16 protein-coding genes are annotated in these 18,438 nt (G+C 77.1%); 8 read left to right on the forward strand and 8 right to left on the reverse strand.

Annotated features, from left to right (window positions below; genetic code table 11):
• Positions 1 to 37 precede the first annotated feature (37 nt).
• The gene (locus tag P9841_RS12330; RefSeq protein WP_283318969.1) at positions 38 to 793 is read right to left on the reverse strand and encodes a hypothetical protein; all 756 of its coding nucleotides are present in this window, start codon (positions 791 to 793) and stop codon (positions 38 to 40) included.
• 165 nt (positions 794 to 958) lie between these two features.
• On the opposite strand from P9841_RS12330, the gene P9841_RS12335 reads away from it, so the two are divergent.
• Entirely contained in the window at positions 959 to 1,156 is a 198-nt protein-coding gene (locus P9841_RS12335; RefSeq protein WP_283318970.1) for a hypothetical protein, read from the forward strand.
• A 28-nt stretch (positions 1,157 to 1,184) separates the two neighbouring features.
• On the forward strand, positions 1,185 to 2,150 hold the full coding sequence (locus tag P9841_RS12340) for an Fpg/Nei family DNA glycosylase (RefSeq protein WP_283318971.1): 966 nt from the start codon (positions 1,185 to 1,187) through the stop codon (positions 2,148 to 2,150).
• 28 nt (positions 2,151 to 2,178) lie between these two features.
• On the opposite strand, the gene P9841_RS12345 is transcribed toward P9841_RS12340, so the two are convergent.
• From P9841_RS12345 to P9841_RS12355, 3 genes are all read right to left on the reverse strand, one after another.
• A complete protein-coding gene (locus P9841_RS12345; RefSeq protein WP_283321945.1) occupies positions 2,179 to 2,613 on the reverse strand; it encodes a GNAT family N-acetyltransferase in 435 nt (144 codons plus the stop codon).
• Positions 2,614 to 2,714: 101 nt separating this feature from the next.
• A complete protein-coding gene (locus P9841_RS12350) occupies positions 2,715 to 3,380 on the reverse strand; it encodes a DUF1684 domain-containing protein (RefSeq protein WP_283318972.1) in 666 nt (221 codons plus the stop codon).
• A gap of 4 nt (positions 3,381 to 3,384) precedes the next feature.
• Positions 3,385 to 3,582, reverse strand: coding sequence for a hypothetical protein (locus P9841_RS12355; RefSeq protein ID WP_283318973.1), 198 nt, complete (start codon positions 3,580 to 3,582; stop codon positions 3,385 to 3,387).
• Positions 3,583 to 3,666: 84 nt separating this feature from the next.
• On the opposite strand from P9841_RS12355, the gene P9841_RS12360 reads away from it, so the two are divergent.
• Positions 3,667 to 4,611, forward strand: a complete 945-nt coding sequence (locus tag P9841_RS12360; protein ID WP_283318974.1) for an LLM class F420-dependent oxidoreductase — start codon at positions 3,667 to 3,669, stop codon at positions 4,609 to 4,611.
• On the opposite strand, the gene P9841_RS12365 is transcribed toward P9841_RS12360, so the two are convergent.
• Positions 4,592 to 5,872 (reverse strand): glycosyltransferase 87 family protein, encoded by a 1,281-nt coding sequence (locus P9841_RS12365; protein WP_283318975.1) that lies wholly within the window; start codon positions 5,870 to 5,872, stop codon positions 4,592 to 4,594. The genes P9841_RS12360 and P9841_RS12365 overlap by 20 nt on opposite strands.
• Positions 5,873 to 6,061: 189 nt before the next feature.
• Between P9841_RS12365 and P9841_RS12370 the strand changes: the two genes are divergently transcribed.
• Complete coding sequence (locus P9841_RS12370) at positions 6,062 to 7,408, forward strand: uracil-xanthine permease family protein (protein WP_283318976.1); 1,347 nt, start codon at positions 6,062 to 6,064, stop codon at positions 7,406 to 7,408.
• A gap of 57 nt (positions 7,409 to 7,465) precedes the next feature.
• On the opposite strand, the gene P9841_RS12375 is transcribed toward P9841_RS12370, so the two are convergent.
• Positions 7,466 to 8,131, reverse strand: coding sequence for a LytR C-terminal domain-containing protein (locus P9841_RS12375; protein ID WP_283318977.1), 666 nt, complete (start codon positions 8,129 to 8,131; stop codon positions 7,466 to 7,468).
• Positions 8,121 to 8,429 (reverse strand): type II toxin-antitoxin system VapB family antitoxin, encoded by a 309-nt coding sequence (locus tag P9841_RS12380; RefSeq protein ID WP_222170677.1) that lies wholly within the window; start codon positions 8,427 to 8,429, stop codon positions 8,121 to 8,123. The genes P9841_RS12375 and P9841_RS12380 overlap by 11 nt, the downstream gene beginning before the upstream one ends.
• A gap of 153 nt (positions 8,430 to 8,582) precedes the next feature.
• Here P9841_RS12380 and P9841_RS12385 point away from each other — a divergent pair, with 153 nt between their 5' ends.
• Entirely contained in the window at positions 8,583 to 11,423 is a 2,841-nt protein-coding gene (locus P9841_RS12385; protein ID WP_283318978.1) for a putative bifunctional diguanylate cyclase/phosphodiesterase, read from the forward strand.
• Positions 11,424 to 13,996: 2,573 nt separating this feature from the next.
• Positions 13,997 to 14,947, forward strand: a complete 951-nt coding sequence (pheA, locus tag P9841_RS12390) for a prephenate dehydratase (RefSeq protein ID WP_283318979.1) — start codon at positions 13,997 to 13,999, stop codon at positions 14,945 to 14,947.
• Positions 14,948 to 14,958: 11 nt separating this feature from the next.
• Here pheA and P9841_RS12395 read toward each other — a convergent pair whose 3' ends face one another.
• On the reverse strand, positions 14,959 to 16,104 hold the full coding sequence (locus P9841_RS12395; protein ID WP_283318980.1) for a diacylglycerol/lipid kinase family protein: 1,146 nt from the start codon (positions 16,102 to 16,104) through the stop codon (positions 14,959 to 14,961).
• 92 nt (positions 16,105 to 16,196) lie between these two features.
• Between P9841_RS12395 and serS the strand changes: the two genes are divergently transcribed.
• Entirely contained in the window at positions 16,197 to 17,510 is a 1,314-nt protein-coding gene (serS, locus tag P9841_RS12400; RefSeq protein ID WP_283318981.1) for a serine--tRNA ligase, read from the forward strand.
• Positions 17,507 to 18,319, forward strand: coding sequence for an HAD family hydrolase (locus tag P9841_RS12405; protein WP_283318982.1), 813 nt, complete (start codon positions 17,507 to 17,509; stop codon positions 18,317 to 18,319). The genes serS and P9841_RS12405 overlap by 4 nt, the downstream gene beginning before the upstream one ends.
• The last annotated feature ends 119 nt before the right edge of the window (positions 18,320 to 18,438 follow it).

Here is an 18,438-nt window from a genome sequence, read left to right on the forward strand (position 1 = left end):
CCGACAACCTCCGGGGCCGTCAGAGGGCGGGCGGCCGTCAGCCCCGCAGCGGGCCCGTGGCCTGCTCGACCGCCTCGCGGGCCCCGTCCGCCTCGCGCGTCGCGGCGAGCACGGCGTCGACGTCGGTGCGGTCGACCGGCGCCGCGAGGACGGCCTCCGCCCCGGCCAGCGCCTCGCCGAGCACCGCGCGCTGCTCGGGCGTCCCGCGTCCCTCCGCCAGCGCGGAGGCCGCGGGTCCCGTCGCGCTCCGCAGCGCGTCCCGGGCGGACGCGAGCGCCGAGGTCGCCCGGCTCAGCTCCCAGGCGGCCGAGGACTCGGCCGCGTCCGCGGACGCCGCGCGGACCTCGGCGGCGCTGCGTCCTGCCGCCCGGGCGTGCTCCCGCGCGGCGGCGGCGCGCTCCGGGCGGGACCCGGTCGCGTCCGGAGCGGGCCCCAGGGCGGCCGCCTCCTCGAGCGCCTCGGCGAGCGCGTCGCGCGTCGCGTCGGACTCGACCCGGCCGGCCGTGCTGAGCAGCACCTGCTCCCCGGCGGAGGCCGCGTCGTCCAGGTCCGCGACCGCCGCGGCGAGCTCCTGCTGCGCCGCGGCGAGCACCCGCTCCTCCCGGGCGACCTGCTGCTGGTGGCGCAGCAGCCACGCGCCGCCGCCGACGGCGAGCGCGAGGACGAGCAGCGCGACGAGCGCCGTCGCGCGGCGGCCGCGCTCGCCGGTCACCGGCGACGCGGGCGGCGTCGACGGCATCGGCGGCGCCGGTGTCGCGGCGGCCGGGTCGGGGGCGGGCGTCGTGGGGGGCATGCGGGTCCTGCGGGTCGGGTCGGGAGGGCACCATCCTCCCCCCTCGGGCCCGGTGGTCGCGCAGGACCCCGCCGACACGCGCCCGAGGACTTCCTGGGAGCGGGCTGAGGATGACAGGATGGGCGTCATGACCAGCACGGACGTCCTCCAGCACCGGTGGTCCGCGTGCTGAGCGGGTCGACCGACGCGCTGGTGGAGATCGTGCTCCGGCTCGCCTCCGCCCTCGTCGAGCGCGTGGTCGCCGGCGGCGGAGCGGTGACGGAGCTCGCCGCGCAGTGGTCGTGGACCGTCGTCGGCCCGGCGCTCGGCCTGGTCGCCGTCGCGCTCGTGCTGGGCGCGTGGACGGCGTTCTGGGACGACTGACGTCGGACCCCGCACCTAGCCTGGGCGCATGCCCGAGGGTCACACCGTCCACCGCATCGCCCGCCAGTTCGCCCGGGACCTCGTCGGCCACCGACCGGCGGTGTCGTCCCCGCAGGGACGGTTCGCCGCCGGTGCCGCGCTGCTCGACGGCCGGGAGCTGCTGACCTCGGCGGCCGTCGGCAAGCAGCTGTTCCTCGGCTTCGAGGGCGGGCACGTGCTGCGGGTGCACCTGGGGCTGTACGGCGCCTGGGACTTCGCCGGCGTCGTCTCGCCCCTGGAGGACGGCGTCGCCGCGGTCGCCAGCCTCGGCGCCCCCCGGGTCCGGCGCCGGCTGCGGATGGGCGAGGGGGAGCGGGAGGGCGACGTCGGGGCCGAGGTCGAGGAGTTCCCGCCGGCACCGGTCGGGCAGGTGCGCGTCCGGATCGCCACGGAGGCGACGGTGGCCGACCTGCGCGGCCCGACGGCGTGCGAGGTGCTCGACCCGGCCGCGACCGCCGCCGCGATCGACCGGCTCGGGCCCGACCCGGCGGTCGAGGACGACGTCCGCGCCCGGGTCACCGGGACGCCGTCGGAGGCGGCCGGGCCCGGGGCCGGCGACGTCGTGGTGCAGCGCCTCACCGCGCGCCGCACGCCCGTCGGCCAGCTCCTCATGGACCAGGCCGTCGTCGCCGGCATCGGCAACATCTACCGCGCGGAGCTGCTGTACCGCGCGCGGCTCGACCCGCACACCCCGGGGACGCGGGTGCCGCGCGAGACCGCCCGGGCGCTGTGGGACGACTGGGCGCTGCTGCTGGCGGACGGCATCCGCACCGGCGTCATGCTCACCCGCGAGGACCTCGACGAGGCGGGCCGGGCCGCGGCGCTGGCGGACCCCGCCGAGCGGCACTGGGTCTACGGCCGGGCGGGGGAGCCGTGCCGGACGTGCGGCACGCCGGTCGCCGTCGAGGAGATGGCCGGCCGGCGGCTGTACTGGTGCCCCACCTGCCAGCGCTGACCGCCGGGCCGGCCGGTCGGCGGCGGGCTCAGGCCGGGCGCCGGACCATCGGCACGTGCGGGATCCCGTCCTCGTCGTAGCCGTCGCCCGCCCGCTCGAACCCGAAGCGGGCGTACCAGCCCTCGAGGTGCGCCTGCGCGTGCAGGTCGATCGCCGCGTCCGGTCCGCACAGGCCCACGGCGTGCTCGAGGAGGGCCGCCGCCACCCCGCGACCGCGCGCGGCCGGCGCCGTGACGACCCGGCCGATCGCGGGGGAGGCGCTGCCGGCCCGCAGCACCCGCAGGCAGCCCAGCACGTCGCCGCCGTCGTGCGCCCAGACCTGCAGGGTGTCCGGCAGCAGGTCACGGCCGTCCAGGTCCGGGTACGGGCACGCCTGCTCGACCACGAACACGTCGACGCGCAGCCGCAGCAGCGGGTACAGCTCGGCGGCGGTGACGTCGGCGGCGGTGCGGGTCTCGACCACGAGGCCGCCGGCGCGGGTGGTGCGGGCGGGCACGGCGACGTCGGGCTCCAGGGGCTGGTCGGGCACCGCGCCAGCCTAGGCGGCGGGGCCCGCGCCCGCGGTCAGCCGGCCTCGTCCTCCGCGTCGATCACCAGCATCGGGTCGGGCTGCCGCTCGCCGACGGGCACCTCCGCGTCGAGCACGTTGCCCCGCGTGGCCAGCGGGCACGCCCACGCGGGGTCGTACGCGCACGACGGGTTGTAGGCGAAGTTCAGGTCGACCACCAGGCCGCCGTCCGCCGCGCGCCCCAGGTCGGCGCCCTTGACGGTGTCCAGCACGTACCGGCCGCCGCCGTAGCTCCCGCGGCCCGACGTGCGGTCCTTCACGGGGACGAAGATGCCGCCGCCGTACGTGCGCAGCGCCCACACCGACAGCCCGCCGAGCCCCTCGAGCTCGACCCGCCCGACGCGGTCGAACGGCACGACGCCGTCGGTCCCGGTCGCGACCTCGAGCCGCTGGGCCGACGTCGCGCGCACCCGGACCTCGAACCGGTAGGCCGGGTCGTACGGCGCGACGTCCAGGCCGCGGAACACCGCCTTGGCGGCCGGGCGCAGGGGCGACGCGGCGTGCTCGGCGAACAGCTCGTCGCGGCGCGCCACCCACTCGGCGTGCGCGGCGGCCGGGTCGTCCGCGGCGATCCGGCGGACGTCCGCGTAGGTCTGCGCGGTGCGCCGCCGCCAGTCGGCGACCGCCAGCGCGTCGAGGGCGAGACCGAGCTGCGTCACCATGTCCTCACCGTCTCACGCGCCGGCGGGCAGCGGCATCCAGACGTCGCAGCGCCCGGACCTCCCGGACGGCCGTGGCGGCGCAGACCGCCGCGACCAGCCAGGCCCAGGGCGACCCGCGCAGCGCGATCCCGGCGCAGACCAGGGCCAGCGCCGCGCCCCCGAGGACGACGGCGAGGCTCGACCACCGGACGCCGCGCAGCACCCCTCGACGGTACCCGCGCCCAGCCGCGCCGGCCCGTGCCCACCCGCGCGCGGCCCCCCGGGACGACGTGAAAGGCTCGGCGGCATGGACCTGAGGATCTTCACCGAACCGCAGCAGGGCGCCTCCTACGACGACATCCTCGCCGTCGCGCGCGCCACCGAGGAGCTGGGCTTCGACGCCTTCTTCCGCTCCGACCACTACCTGAGCATGGGCGGCGACGGGCTGCCCGGCCCCACGGACGCGTGGACCACGCTCGCCGGCCTGGCGCGCGAGACCAGCCGCATCCGGCTCGGCACGCTCGTGACCTCCGCGACGTTCCGGCACCCGGGCGTGCTGGCGATCCAGGTGGCGCAGGTCGACCAGATGTCGGGCGGCCGCGTGGAGCTCGGCCTGGGCGCCGGGTGGTTCGCGCAGGAGCACGCCGCGTACGGCATCCCGTTCCCGGCCAGGCGCTTCGGCCCGTTCACCGAGCAGCTCGAGGTCGTGACCGGCCTGTGGGGGACGCCCGTGGGGGAGCGGTTCTCCTACGCCGGCGAGCACTACACGCTGACGGACAGCCCGGCGCTGCCGAAGCCGGTCCAGCGCTCGCCCCTCGACCCGTCGCGCGCGGGCGTGCCGGTGATCGTCGGCGGCCTGGGCCCGAAGCGGACGCCGGCGCTCGCGGCCCGGTTCGCGAGCGAGTTCAACCTGTCCTTCCCGCCGCTGGACCAGGTGGGCGAGAGGCTCGAGACCGTGCGCGAGGCCTGCCGGGCGATCGGCCGCGACCCGCAGTCGCTGACGATGTCGGCCGCGCTCGTGGTGGCGGTCGGCCGGGACGACGCGGAGGTGGACCGCCGGGCCGCCGCGATCGGGCGCGACCCGAAGGAGCTCCGCGAGGTCGGCGTCGCCGGCACGCCCACCGCGGTCGTCGACCGGCTCGGCGCGCTCGCGGACCTGGGCGTGAGCCGGGTCTACCTCCAGGTGCTCGACCTGCACGACCTGGACCACCTGGAGCTGGTGGCCTCGCAGGTCATGCCGCAGGTGCGCTGACCCGCGCGGTCGTGGTGGCCGGGGCCCGTCCCGTGCGGACGACGTCCCGCGCCACCACGACCGCGAGGACCACCAGCAGCACGTTGCGCAGCACCAGCAGGAGCGACGGCCCGGCCTGCTGCGCCGTGATCCCGTCGTAGGTCACGGGGAACACCCACTGGGTGAGGGCCGCCACGACGAGCACCAGCGCCGCGGGCAGCCGCCAGGCGCGCGCGCCCGCCGCGCCGGGCCGGGCCAGGCCGACGACCACGGGACCGGCCAGCCACCCCACGAACTGCGGCGACCCGACCTTGTTCGCCACGATCAGCGTCACGGCCACCAGCAGCGCACCGCGGGCGAGGAACCCCGCGGTGTCCAGCCGGTCCCCGGCGCGCAGCCGCACCCACGCGAGCAGCGCGGTGACGGCCGCGAGGGCCAGCGGCAGCAGCAGGCCGAGCGCCCCGGCCACGGCGGCCGTGCCGGGGCCGGTGATCTCCCACGTGGTGATCGCCTGGTTGAGCACCACGCGCACGTCCGGCGACCCGAGTCCGGCCAGCACCCACGGCGTGGCCGCGACCGCCTCGACCTGGAGCCCCCGATCGCCCTGCTCGGTGAGGAACGACGTCAGGTGCGCGGCCCCGCCGCCCGCGACGACGGCCGTCGCCACGGCGACGCACACCAGCGCGGCCGGCAGCACGAGGTCGCGCCACGGCCGCCGCACCACGAGCACCAGCGGCAGCAGCAGGGCGCCGGGGGCGACCTTGATCCACGCGCCGGCCGTCAGCAGGGCCGAGGCGACCGCCGGCCGGCGCAGCGCGAGCGTGAGCGCGACGACCACCACCGGCGCGACCACCGCGTCGAGGCGGCCCACCGCCACGGGGCCGAGCAGCAGGACGAACGCCAGCCACCACCACGCGCCCGCCGCGGGGTCGTGCCCCGGCGGGCCGGTGACCACCCCGACGACGCCGCCGTCCGCCCCCGGCCGCGCGTCCCGGGCCGGCACGCGCGTCCCGCGCAGCAGCACCCCGACGGCCGCGGCGTTGGCGGCCGCGATCAGCACCGTCCACGCGACGGCGTACGCGCGGGTGTCGACGGCGTCGACCACCAGCGCCGGCGCGAGCATCGGCAGCACCGCGCCGGCCGGGTACACCCAGTCGCCGCTCAGCACCGGCCACACGCCCTCGTGCAGCCCCTGCCACATCCACCAGCGGTACAGGTCGACGTCCCAGAACGCCTTTGTCGGGATGAGGACGGTCCCGACGTACCCGATCCAGGCGTGCACCGCGACGAACGCGGTCCACAGCGCAGCGCGGGAGCGCAGCAGGCGGTCGATGGCGCACCTCCGCGTGTGAGTCCGGGCGCGGGACACCCTACGCGGCGGACCGTCCCGACGGGCCCGGGGACCGAGCCGCTAGCCTGCGGTCCGGCGCGCCCGGACGGACCGGGCCGGGCAGCGAGGAGGCGGGACCGCGTGAGCGCGTTCGGGTGGCGGGTGCACGGCGACGGCAGGAGCGTCGCCCCGGGGGCGGTCGTCGCCCCGGAGGAGCGGTTGAGCTGGCCCCGGACCATCGGGATCGGCATGCAGCACGTCGTCGCGATGTTCGGCGCGACGTTCCTGGTGCCGCTGCTGACCGGCTTCTCGCCGGCGACGACGCTGCTGTTCTCGGCGATCGGCACCGTGACGTTCCTGCTGGTCACGGGCAACCGGCTGCCGTCCTACCTCGGGTCGAGCTTCGCGTTCATCGGCCCGATCGTCGCGGCGACCGCCTCGGGCGGCCAGTCCGCCGCGGTCGGCGGCATCCTCGTGACCGGCGTGCTGCTCGCGGCGGTCGGCCTGGTGGTGCACCTCGCGGGGTCCCGGTGGATCGACGTCGTGATGCCCCCGGTGGTCACCGGCACCGTCGTCGCGCTCATCGGCTTCAACCTCGCCCCCACGGCGTGGGGGTCGTGCGACGCGGAGGGCGTGTGCAGCGGGTTCCGCGCCGCCCCCGTGACGGCGCTCGCGACCCTCGGCGCGATCGTCCTCGCGGCCGTGCTGTTCCGGGGCATCCTCGGCCGGCTGTCCATCCTCGTCGGCGTGGTCGTCGGGTACGTCGTCGCCTGGGTGCGCGGCGAGGTCGACTTCGCCGCCGTGGGTGACGCCGCCTGGTTCGGCCTGCCGGACTTCGTGACGCCGACGTTCGAGCCGCACCTGCTCGGCCTGTTCCTCCCGGTCGTCTTCGTGCTGATCGCCGAGAACGTCGGGCACGTGAAGTCGGTCGCCGCGATGACGGACCGCAACCTCGACCACCTGACCGGCCGCGCCCTGTTCGCCGACGGCCTGGCCACCACGTTCGCGGGCCTCGGCGGCGGCTCGGGCACCACCACGTACGCCGAGAACATCGGCGTCATGGCGGCCACCAAGGTGTACTCGACGGCCGCGTACTGGGTGGCCGCCGCCACCGCGCTGGTCCTCAGCCTGTCGCCCAAGTTCGGCGAGCTCATCAACACCATCCCGCCCGGGGTGCTCGGCGGGGCCACGACGGTCCTCTACGGCATGATCGGCGTGCTCGGCGCCCGGATCTGGGTGCAGAACAAGGTCGACTTCTCCGACCCGGTGAACCTCACGACCGCCGCCGTCGCGCTGGTCATCGGCATCGCGAACTTCACCTGGACGGCGGGCGACCTGCAGTTCGCCGGCATCGCGCTGGGCACGGCCGCGGCGATCGGCGTCTACCACGTCATGCGGGCCGTGGCCCGGTGGCGCGGCACGAGCCAGGAGCCCGCGTCGCCGGCCTCCGTCCCGGGCGGCACGGAGCTCGAGGGCCGGACGCGCTGACCACCGGCGCGCGGCGCGGGCCCGTGGGGGCTCCCGCCGCGCGCCGCGCCGGCGGGGTCAGCCCGCGGGCGGCGCGGTGGTCGCCGGGGCGGTCGGCGTCGGCTGCGGCCGCGCCGTGACCTGGTCCAGGGCGATGCAGCCCTCCGGCACGGCAAACGGCTGGTCCGGCGTCAGGACGACGTCCGCGGCGGCGACCAGGTTGTTGAACGCGGCGCCGACCACCACGTCGACCGTGGCGTCCTCGCGGGTGTCGAGCACCAGCTGCGGGGAGTCGAACTGCGCGGCCACGGTGTAGGCGGCGGCGACGCCCTGCGACCCGAACTGGATGAGCGCCGTGTCCGGGTACGTGGCGTAGCCGGCGCCGCGGGCGTTCGCCTCGGCGCCGATGACGAAGCCGCGGGACTCGAGCGCGTCGCCGGTGTCGCCGGCCAGCCCGACGCGGTTCGTGCTGTTGTACACGTTCACGGTGATCTGCCCGTAGGGCACCGGCGTGGCGCCCTCCGGCGGGCAGGGCGAGTCCGCGACGGCCAGGCCGGTCGGCTCCGGGGACGAGAAGTCCCGCGTCAGGAACGGCAGCTCGAGGTTGCCCGTGTAGACGGCGCCCGCGCCGGCGGCGGCGACGCCGAGGCCGGCCAGCAGCACGCCGAACACGACGGCCTGGCGCTCACGGGTGTGCCGGCGGCGTCGCTGCCGGGCGGCGTCGGGGGTGCGGTCAGTGCTCATCGGTCTCGATCACCAGGACGCGCGCGTGCAGCACGGGCCGCTGCTGCAGCGCGGCGCGCACCGCCCGGTGCAGGCCGTCCTCCAGGTAGAGCACGCCGCGCCACTGCACGACGTGGGCGAACAGGTCGCCGTAGAACGTGGAGTCCTCGGACAGCAGGTTGTCGAGGTTCAGGGTGCGCTTGGTCGTGACCAGCTCGTCGAGCCGCACCTGCCGCGGCGGCACGTCCGCCCACTGCTTGGGCGTCACGAGCCCGTGGTCGGGATAGGGCCTGCCCTCGCCCACCGACTTGAAGATCACGCTGGCGAGTGTAGGTGAGAGGCGCGCGCCGCCGTGGCGCGGCTCGCGGGGCGGGACGAACCGCCGCGCATCGGGTGAATCTGCTGCGCCGTGGTCGCGCGGGGGTGCGTGCCGGCCGATGGGAGGGGGACGCAGGACGCGAAGGAGGTGGGCATGCCGCTCGACGAGCGCCGACGTGCCCGCACCCGCGTGCGCGTGATCGTCGCGGTGGCCGTGCCGGTCGGGCTGGTGCTGTCCCTCGCGGTCTCGGCGTTCGACGGGCACCAGCGGCGCGACCACGCGGCGGACGAGGCCCGCGCCCGGCTGGCCGTCACCGCCGAGGCGCTGGTGGCGCGGTGGGACATGCAGCTGCGCCTCGCGCGGACGTCGGCGCTGATGCTCACGCCCGGCCCCGACGACGCGTGGACGGCGACCGCCGACGCCTGGGAGTCGCACCTGCGGGTGTTCGTCGGCCCGACCGGCAGGACCGAGACGATCGGCGGGGTCGCCTGGATCCCGGCCCCTGCGGACCCGGCGGACCGCGCGGGGCTCGTCGACCTCGTCGGCGGCGGGACGGAGCTGCCGCCCGGAGCGGTGGCGGCCGCCCAGGTCGTGCGCCTCGGGCCGGCCTCGCTGGTCGACGAGCTCGTGGCCGGGCGCACCGCGGACCCCGTCGCCGTGCGCGCCCTCGAGGAGGCGCTCGTCGCGTCCCGCGACCTCGGGGACGTCGTCGTGTCCGAGCCGTACACCGCCGACGTCGGCGCCGCCTACGACGGGGCGGACGCGGGGCTGGTCGCCCGCGCCGGGGCCGTCGGGGGCATGGAGACGGCTGCCGTCGCGCCGGTGTTCGACGGCCCGGACGCTCCCCGGTCGCGCGGGGAGCGGGTCCGTCGCCTGCTCGGGTGGACGGTGACGACCGTGCGGTTCGACCCCCTCCTCGCCCTCCTCGACGAGCCGGAGGACCCCACCGCGGTGCTGGACGGCGACCAGCTGCTGGGGGCGCTGCCCGCCGGTGCGGGCGCCGCCGCGGTCCGGGCCCCGGTGGTGCGCACGCGGGACGTGCCCGTCGCCGGCCGCACCTGGACGCTGGTCGCGGCGCAGTCCGACGTGCCCGGGCCGCTGACGTGGTTCCCGCTGCTCGCCGGGACGGTGCTCACCGCCCTCGTCGTGGGGCTGCTGACGTCGCGCGCCGCGGCGGAGAACCGCGCCGTCGAGCTCGCCGCCGAGCGGACGCGGGCGCTCGCGGACCGGACGCGCGACCTGGAGTCGATCACCCGCAACACCCCGGACGCGATCGCCCGCGTGGACGTCGAGGCCCGGCTGCGGTTCGCGAACGTGGCCATGCGCCGGGCCGCGCAGCTCACGGAGGACGACATCGGGCTGCGGGCGGCCGAGCTCGCGTCCCGCTCCCCGGTGATGGACGCCGTGCGCGCGCTCGCGAACCACATGCTCGCGATCGCCTCCGACCCGGGCGCCGACGTCGAGCACGACCCCCGCCGCCTCATCAGCATGTCCGCGGAGCACCAGGGCAGCTGGTACGAGATCCGCGCCGTCCCGGAGCGCGGGCCGGCGGGGACCGTCGACTCGGTGCTGGTCGTCGCGCGCGACGTCACCCGGTTCCGCGACGCCCAGGACCGGCTCACGCACGCCGCCACCCACGACCCGCTCACCGGGCTGGCGAACCGGGACGTCGCCCGCGAGCGGGCCGTGGCGGCGCTCGCCACGTCGCGCGTCGGCACCGCTCTGCTGCTGCTGGACCTGGACCGGTTCAAGCTCGTCAACGACTCCTACGGGCACGTGGTGGGCGACGAGCTGCTGCGCCGCGCGGCCGCCCGGGTCGCCGCGGGCCTGCCGCACCGCGCCACGCCCGCCCGGGTCGGTGGCGACGAGTTCGTGGTGCTGCTGCCGGACGCCACGCCCGGGGTCGCGGACGCCGTGGCGTCGCGCATCGTCGCCGCGTTCGACGAGCCGTTCGCGCTGCACGACGAGGAGTTCGCCGTCGGGTGCAGCGTCGGCGTCGTCCACGCCCCGCCGGGGACCATGCCCTGGGACGAGCTGCTGCGGTGCGCGGACGTGGCGATGTACCGGGCGAAGGCCGCCGGCGGCGGCTGCCACGAGTGGTACGAGGAGCAGGCCGCCGACCGCGCGCGGCAGCGGCTCACCATGGCGGCCGACCTGCGCCGCGCGGTCGCGGAGGGGGAGATGGCCCTCGTGTACCAGGCGGAGGTCAACCTCGTGCACGGCCGGGTCGAGGGCGTCGAGGCGCTCATGCGGTGGACCAGCCGGTCCCGCGGTCCCGTGCCCCCGGCGGAGTTCATCCCGGTGGCGGAGGAGACCGGCCTGATCGGCGAGCTCGGCGCGTGGGCGCTGGACCGCGCGCTCGGCGAGGTCGTCGCGCACAACCGCGGCACCGGCGCGGACCTGCGGGTGTGGGTCAACGTCTCCCCGCGGCAGTTCGTCGGCCAGAAGGACCGCCCGGACCTGGTCACGCTCGTCGTCGACCTGCTCGCGGCGCACGACGCCCCCGCGGCGTGGCTCGGCATCGAGGTGACCGAGGGCGCGCTGGCCGACGACACGCGCGTGGTGCCGATGCTGCGCGCGCTGCGCGAGCTCGGCGTCGGGGTGGCCGTCGACGACTTCGGGACCGGGTACTCCTCCCTGTCCCGCCTGCACGACTACCCGGTCACCCTGCTGAAGATCGACCAGTCGTTCGTGCACGGCCTCGGCGGCTCCGGGCCGGTCGGGCCCCGCGCGGCGGGCGTGGTGGAGGCGGTGGTCGCGCTCGGCCGGTCGCTCGGCGCCGACGTCATCGCCGAGGGCGTCGAGGACCGCACCCAGCACGTCGCGCTGCGGGAGCTCGGCTGCGACCTCGTGCAGGGCTACCTGTTCGGGCGTCCCTGCACGTTCGCCGACGCGGTGCGGCCGCCGGCCGCCGTCGACGAGCCGGTCCCCGCGGCGGCGCTCGCCGCCGAGGGCGCCGCGGACGCCGTTGCCGGGGTGCCGGGCGGCCTCTGACCCGCGGCGTCGCCGCCCGCGCGCCCGGCGGCGGGCGGCTGCAGCGAGAGCATCCACGTCGCGCACGTCGCGGCCAGCAGCGGGACGGCCAGGCCGATGCCGGTGGCCGGCACCACCACGCCGGAGTCGTTCAGGGCGAAGCCGATGCCGAGCGTGACGGCCAGCGCCGTGAGGCCCTTGAGCAGCACCGGCGCGTCCGTGGCCAGCCGCCGCAGCGGGGCGCCCGCGGACAGCCAGGCGTACGGGCCCCCGTCGTCCGCGCGCACCGCCGAGCGCGCGGGGCGGCCGACCAGCAGCACGACGAGCAGCAGGCCGCCGATCGCCAGCAGGGTCTGCTCGCTGCCGAACAGGATGCGCAGGTTGGTCTCGGCCTTGCGGGCCAGCACCGTGGTCAGCCCGCCGTCGAGCACGGTCTCGATGAACCGCCCGAGGTGGGTCCGGTCGTCCGGGGGCCGCATCCAGTCCACCACCGCGATGCCGACGACCGTCACGGCGCCCGCGCCGAGCACCGCCACCACCCGGCGCCAGCTGAGCCGCAGGCCCGCGGTGAGCAGCCCCAGGATCAGGAAGCCCGGGACCAGCGCCGGCGGCCCGCCGAAGTCGGCCCCGAGGGACGGCAGGCCGTTGACGACGGTCGCGACCAGGCCCGTGGCGGCGACCACGCCGACGGCCAGGCCCCGGCGGCCCGCGCGCAGCAGCGGGTCCGCGAGCGCCACCGCCGTCAGGATCATCGCCGTCGCGAACAGGGCGAACGCCGGGTTGCCGAAGCCGTAGAACCGCCCGGCGACGAGCGACCCCGGCCCCATCATCGAGTCCAGGGCGAGGCGCGCGCCGGTCGCGACGTCGAGGGCCAGCACCGCGGCCGTCACGCCGCTGACCACGCCGAGCGGGCCGAGCAGCCGCCCGCCCCACCACGGGGGCAGCAGCGCCAGGGCGGTCACGGCGGCGGCGAACAGCGCGACGGCACCGGCCAGCGCCCACCCGGGGGTCGCCGAGCGCCACCAGGGCAGCAGGTTCGCCAGGAACGTCGAGACCGGGACCGCCGCCACGACGACGGCGCCCACGCGCAGGCCGTGCAGCACGCGCGCGGGGTGGGCCGAGCCGGCGACCCAGCGCGGCCACAGCCGGTGGAGCAGCCGGGACCAGGCGGTGCGCACCCGGTGGTTCAGGCCGACCATCACGAGCAGGTACAGGGCGAGGTTCATCCCGACCCAGAACACGTAGAACCCGCCGACGAGCGGCTTGGCGGCCTGCGCGTGCCGGTTCTGGTCGATGAGGTACGCGACGCGCTCCCCGGCCGGCGCGTCGTCGGGCGTCTGCCGGATGGTCGACCCGACGAGCGCGCCCGACGGCGCCCGGTCGCGGATCCCGAGCGCGTCGAGCAGCGTCGGCGTGATGTCGGTCGTCTGCAGGTACCCGGTCTGCCGCGTGGACGGCGCGCCGATCGTCCCGCCGTCGTAGCCCGGCCCGGTGGCGGCCGCGAGCTGCAGGTGCGCCCGCCGGCTGGAGTCCGCGACGGACGCCACGAGCACGGTCGCGTCCGGGTCCGCGCGCCGGGCCGCCGCCAGGACGGCGCCGACGCGGGCGTCGATCTCCTGCACCTGCTCGGCGCGGGTCGGTGCCGTGACGACGTCCGTCCCCGAGAGGTCCGGGACCTCCTGCTCGGCGTCCGGGTCGGCGGTGCCGTCGGACTCGACGCGGCCGCGGGTCTGGTAGCCCGGGTCGCGGACCGTCCCCACGTCCACGACGACCAGCCGGGCGTCGGCCAGCGCGACGGCGACGGCGGCCTCGAGCGCCTGGGCGTCCGCCGGCTTGCGCACGTGCGTCCCCACCGGCGTGCCGTCCGACCCGGCCAGGGCGATCGCCGCGCCGGGGCCGATGCCGACGGCCGGGACCCCGGCGTCCGCGAGCGTGTCCCCCAGCAGCCCGAGGCGCGAGGAGTACGAGGACGCGTCCGTCGCGGCGACGTAGTCCGCCCACCCCGGGACGGCGCCGTTCGCCAGCGGGTCGCGCAGGGTCCGGCACGTGCCGTCGGGCACGCGGAGGTCGTCCGCGCGGCCGCCCGCGGACACGGCGAGCCACCCCGCGCTCGGGCAGGTGTACGACCACACGGACCGCACGACGGTCGTGCCGAGCGACCCCTCCCGGGAGAGCTGCCACAGCGCGGGCGTCGTCAGCGAGCCGAGGTCGTCCCACCGCAGGCCGGTCGCGCCGACGAGGACGACGGGGCCGTCGACCTCGTCGGGGACGGCGGCGGCCGTCGCGGCGGTGCCGGCCGCCGCCGGGGTCGCGGACCACCCGAGGGTCAGGACCAGCAGCGCGGCGAGCAGCGCCGCCACCCGTGCGCCGCGCGTCCGCCGGGACGTCCGGGCGGCGGGCGGTGCGGGAACGGGTGTGGACGGCGGCACCGGCCCAGCGTACGGGCGCACTACGCTCGGCCGGGTCGCCCGGGCGTGCCCGGACGGCACGTGCACGCGCGCCCCACAGCGTGCTCACGCCGTCCTCACGCGCCCCGCGCGACCGCTCGTCCCGTCCGTCCCGCCGCACCGCCACCGCCCGACCCGGAGGTCCCCATGCCCGGTCGTCCCCGCTACGCCTACCTGGGCCCCGCGGGCACCTTCACCGAGGTGGCGCTGCGGCAGGTCGCGAGCCCGCAGGAGGCCGTCTACCTCCCGCAGCCCGACGTCGTCTCGGCCATCGAGGCGGTGCGCTCCGGGGACGCCGACCACGCGGTGGTCGCGATCGAGAGCACGGTCGAGGGCGGGGTCACGGCGACGCTCGACGCGCTCGCGGTGGGGAGCCCGCTGGTGCTGCAGCGCGAGGTGCTCGTCCAGGTCGGCTTCTCGCTCGTCGCGCGGCCCGGCACCTCCCTGGCGGACGTGCGGCGCGTCGCGGCCCACCCGCACGCGTGGGTGCAGTGCCGCCGGTGGCTCGCGGCGCACCTGCCGGGGGTCGTCCACGTGCCCGCGACGTCGAACACGGCGCCGGCGGCGCTGCTCGCGCAGGCGGGCGACGGCGACGCGCTCGGCTTCGACGCCGCGCTCGTGCCGCCGGCCGCCCCCGCGCACTACGGGCTGCCCGTGCTCGCGGACGGCGTCGCGGACAACCCGCACGCCGCGACGCGGTTCGTGGTCGTCGGCGCGCCCGGTGAGGTGCCGGCGCCGACCGGCGCGGACAAGACGACCCTCGTCGTGCACCTGCCGTCCAACGAGGCCGGCGCGCTGCTGACGATGCTGGAGCAGTTCGCCGCGCGCGGCGTGAACCTGTCCCGCATCGAGTCCCGCCCGATCGGCGACTCGCTGGGGCGGTACTCGTTCTCCATCGACGCGGAGGGCCACATCGCCGAGGAGCGGATGGGCGAGGCGTTCATGGGCCTGCACCGGGTGTGCCCGCAGGTGCGGTACCTCGGCTCCTACCCGCGGGCGGACGGGCAGGCGGCGGACGTGCACCTCGGCACGGCGGACGCCGACTTCCGCGGGGCCCGGGAGTGGCTGCGGTCGGTGCGGGACGGCACGAGCGTCTGACCCCTGCGGGGTCAGGCCCGGGCGACCCGCACGACGAGCGCACCCGGGTCGACCCGAGCGGACAGCTCGGTGACGTGGCCGAGCACGTCGCCGTCCACCTGCACGTACTCGCCGCCGGCCACCGTGAGGTGCACCTCACGGGCGCGGGTGTGGTCGATGCGGCCGATCTTGGCGGGGAGCTGGCTGCGCACGCCGACGCCCTGCAGCACCACCTCGCCGAACAGCTGCGCCCAGCCGGCGACGCCGCCGCGGGTGTCGATGGCGGCGACGTCGAGCCAGCCGTCGTCGAGCTCGGCGTCCGGGAGCAGCGTGATGCCGCCGGGCAGGCGCCCGCAGTTGCCGATCAGCAGGGAGCGGACGCGGGCGTTGGCCGGCGGGGCGTCGTCGAGCCGGAGCACGGTGCGCAGCCGGCGGCCGTGCAGGTGCTTGATGCCGGCGACGAAGTACGCGATCCAGCCGACCTTCGCCTTCAGCTCGTCGTCCGCGTCGGCGACCATCGCCGCGTCGAAGCCGACCCCGGCGATGACCAGGAAGATGTGGTCGCGGGGGACGTCGGTGTCCGCCGGCAGGTCGTCGGCGGCCTCCGCGATGTCGTCGTCCACCTGGGACTCGTACCGGATGACGCGGAGCCAGCCGACGTCGATCGTCCGGTCCGTGCCCTCGAGCGCGATCTGCAGGGCCGCCAGCGGGTCGCCGATCGGGATGTCCAGGTTGCGGGCGAGCAGGTTGCCGGTGCCGACGGGCACCAGGCCCATCGGGACGCCGGTCCCGACGAGCGCCTCGGCGACCGCGCGCACGGTGCCGTCGCCGCCCAGGGCCACCACGACGTCCGCGCCGCGGGCGACGGCGTCCCGGGTCTGGCCGATGCCCGGGTCCTCCGGGGTGGTCTCGAGCCAGAGCGGCTCCGGCAGGTACTGCTCCGCGCACACCCGGCGCACGGTCGCGCGCAGGTCGGGCACGCCGGGCTTGGACGGGTTGGCGACGAACGCGACCAGCGGCCGCCGGCTCCCCGGCCCGGCCGGCCCCGCGGCGCCGGGCGCCGTGGCCGCGCGCCCCGCACCGCGCGCGGCGGCGCCCCGCCACGCGGCGACCGCGACCCCGGCGGCCACCACCGACAGCACGAGGGCGGTGACGGACAGCCAGGCTTCCCAGGTCATGCGAGGAATCTACGGCTCGGCGGCCGGTCCTGCCCACGGCGGGCGTCGACCGGTCCGGTCCCGCGTGCGCCGGCGGTCGGTAGGCTCGCCGTGTGATCGATCTGAAGCTGCTGCGCCAGGACCCGGACGTCGTGCGTGCGAGCCAGGTGACCCGCGGCGACGACCCCGGTCTGGTCGACCAGGTGCTCGACGCCGACGCCCGCCGCCGTGCCGCGCTCACCGACTTCGAGACGCTGCGGGCCGAGCAGAAGTCCCTCGGCAAGCAGGTCGCCTCCGCGCAGGGCGACGAGAAGCAGGCGCTGCTCGCCCGCGCGAAGACGCTCGCGGAGCAGGTCAAGGCCCTGCAGGCGGACGCGGAGGCGGCCGACGCGCTCGCCACGGAGCTCGCGCGGCGGATCGGCAACGTCGTCGAGGAGGGCGTGCCCGCCGGCGGCGAGGACGACTACGTGGTGCTGCGGCACGAGGGCACCCCGCGCGACTTCGCCGCGGAGTACGGGCCGGACTTCGCGGTCCGCGACCACCTGGAGCTGGGCGAGGGGCTCGCCGCGATCGACACCGAGCGCGGCGCGAAGGTCTCCGGCGCGCGGTTCTACTACCTCACGGGGATCGGCGCCCGCCTGGAGCTCGCGCTGCTGAACGCCGCCGTGGACCGGGCGCTGGCCGTGGGCTTCACCCCGGTCATCACGCCGACCCTGGTCAAGCCGGAGATCATGGCCGGGACCGGGTTCCTCGGGGCGCACGCGGACGAGATCTACCGCCTCGAGGCCGACGACCTGTACCTGGTGGGCACCAGCGAGGTGGCGCTCGCGGGCTACCACTCGGGCGAGATCCTCGACCTGTCGGCGGGGCCGCGCCGCTACGCCGGCTGGTCGGCGTGCTACCGCCGCGAGGCCGGCTCGTACGGCAAGGACACCCGCGGCATCATCCGCGTGCACCAGTTCCACAAGGTGGAGGCGTTCTCCTACACGACGGTCGAGGACGCGGCGGCCGAGCACCGGCGCATCCTCGGCTGGGAGGAGGAGATGCTCGCGCTCGCCGAGCTGCCGTACCGGGTCATCGACACCGCCGCGGGCGACCTCGGGTCGAGCGCCGCGCGCAAGTTCGACTGCGAGGCGTGGCTGCCGAGCCAGGAGCGCTACCTGGAGCTGACGAGCACGTCCAACTGCACGACGTTCCAGGCCCGCCGGCTGGGCGTGCGGGAGCGCACGGCGGACGGCGAGGTCCGCCCCGTCGCGACGCTCAACGGCACGCTCGCGACCACGCGGTGGATCGTCGCGATCCTCGAGAACCACCAGCAGGCGGACGGCTCGGTCCGGGTGCCGGAGGGGCTGCGCCCGTACCTCGGGGGCCTGGAGGTCCTGGAGCCGGTGCGGGCCGCCGCGGCGGCGGGGGGCGGATCGCGATGAGCCACCCGCGCACCGTGGCCGGGACCCTGGTCGCCCTCGACGTCGACGGCACGCTCATGACCTACGACGGCGTGGTCTCGGACGAGGTGCGCGCGTGCGTGGCGTCGCTGCGCGAGGCGGGCGCCCACGTGGTGCTCGCGACGGGCCGCGCGGTCCTGGCGACCGTGCCGGTGGCGCGCGACCTCGGCATCGACGACGGCTGGCTGGTGTGCTCGAACGGCGCGGTGCTGGCGCGGGTCGCCCCGGAGCGGCCGGAGGGCTACGAGGTCGTCGAGCTCACGACGTTCGACCCCGAGCCGGTGCTGCGGGTGCTGCAGATGGAGCTGCCCGACGCGTTCTTCGCGGTGGAGGACCTGGGCCGCGGGTTCCTGGTGTCCCGGCCGTTCCCGGACGGCGAGCTGACGGGGGAGCAGCGCGTGTCGACGTTCGAGGAGCTGTGCGCGAGCCCGGCGACGCGCGTGGTCATCCGCGACCCCGGCAGCACGCCCGAGGAGTTCCACGCGCTCGTGGAGCGGGTCGGCCTGCACCAGGTGTCCTACGCGGTCGGCTGGAGCGCGTGGCTGGACCTGACGCCGGGCGGGGTGTCCAAGGGCAGCACGCTGGAGGAGCTGCGGCGGCGGCTCGGCGTGGAGCCGTTCGCGACGGTCGCGGTGGGCGACGGCGGCAACGACGTCGAGATGCTGCGCTGGGCGGCGCGCGGGGTGGCCATGGGTCACGCGCCCGACGCGGTGCGGCAGGCGGCGGACGAGGTCACCGGCACGATCGCGGACGACGGCGTCGTCGCGGTGCTGCGCAGCATCGGCCGCTGACGGCGGCGGCCGGTGCCCGCGGGAGGCGTGCGCGCCGTCCCGGGGGCCGCGAAAAGCGGTAGCGCTCCCACGGGCTCCCCCGGTGGACCCGGCCCAGCCGCGCGGAGCACAATCCCCGC

Source organism: Cellulomonas sp. ES6 (genome assembly GCF_030053835.1).
In the GTDB taxonomy this organism is placed as follows: Bacteria; Actinomycetota; Actinomycetes; order Actinomycetales; family Cellulomonadaceae; genus Cellulomonas.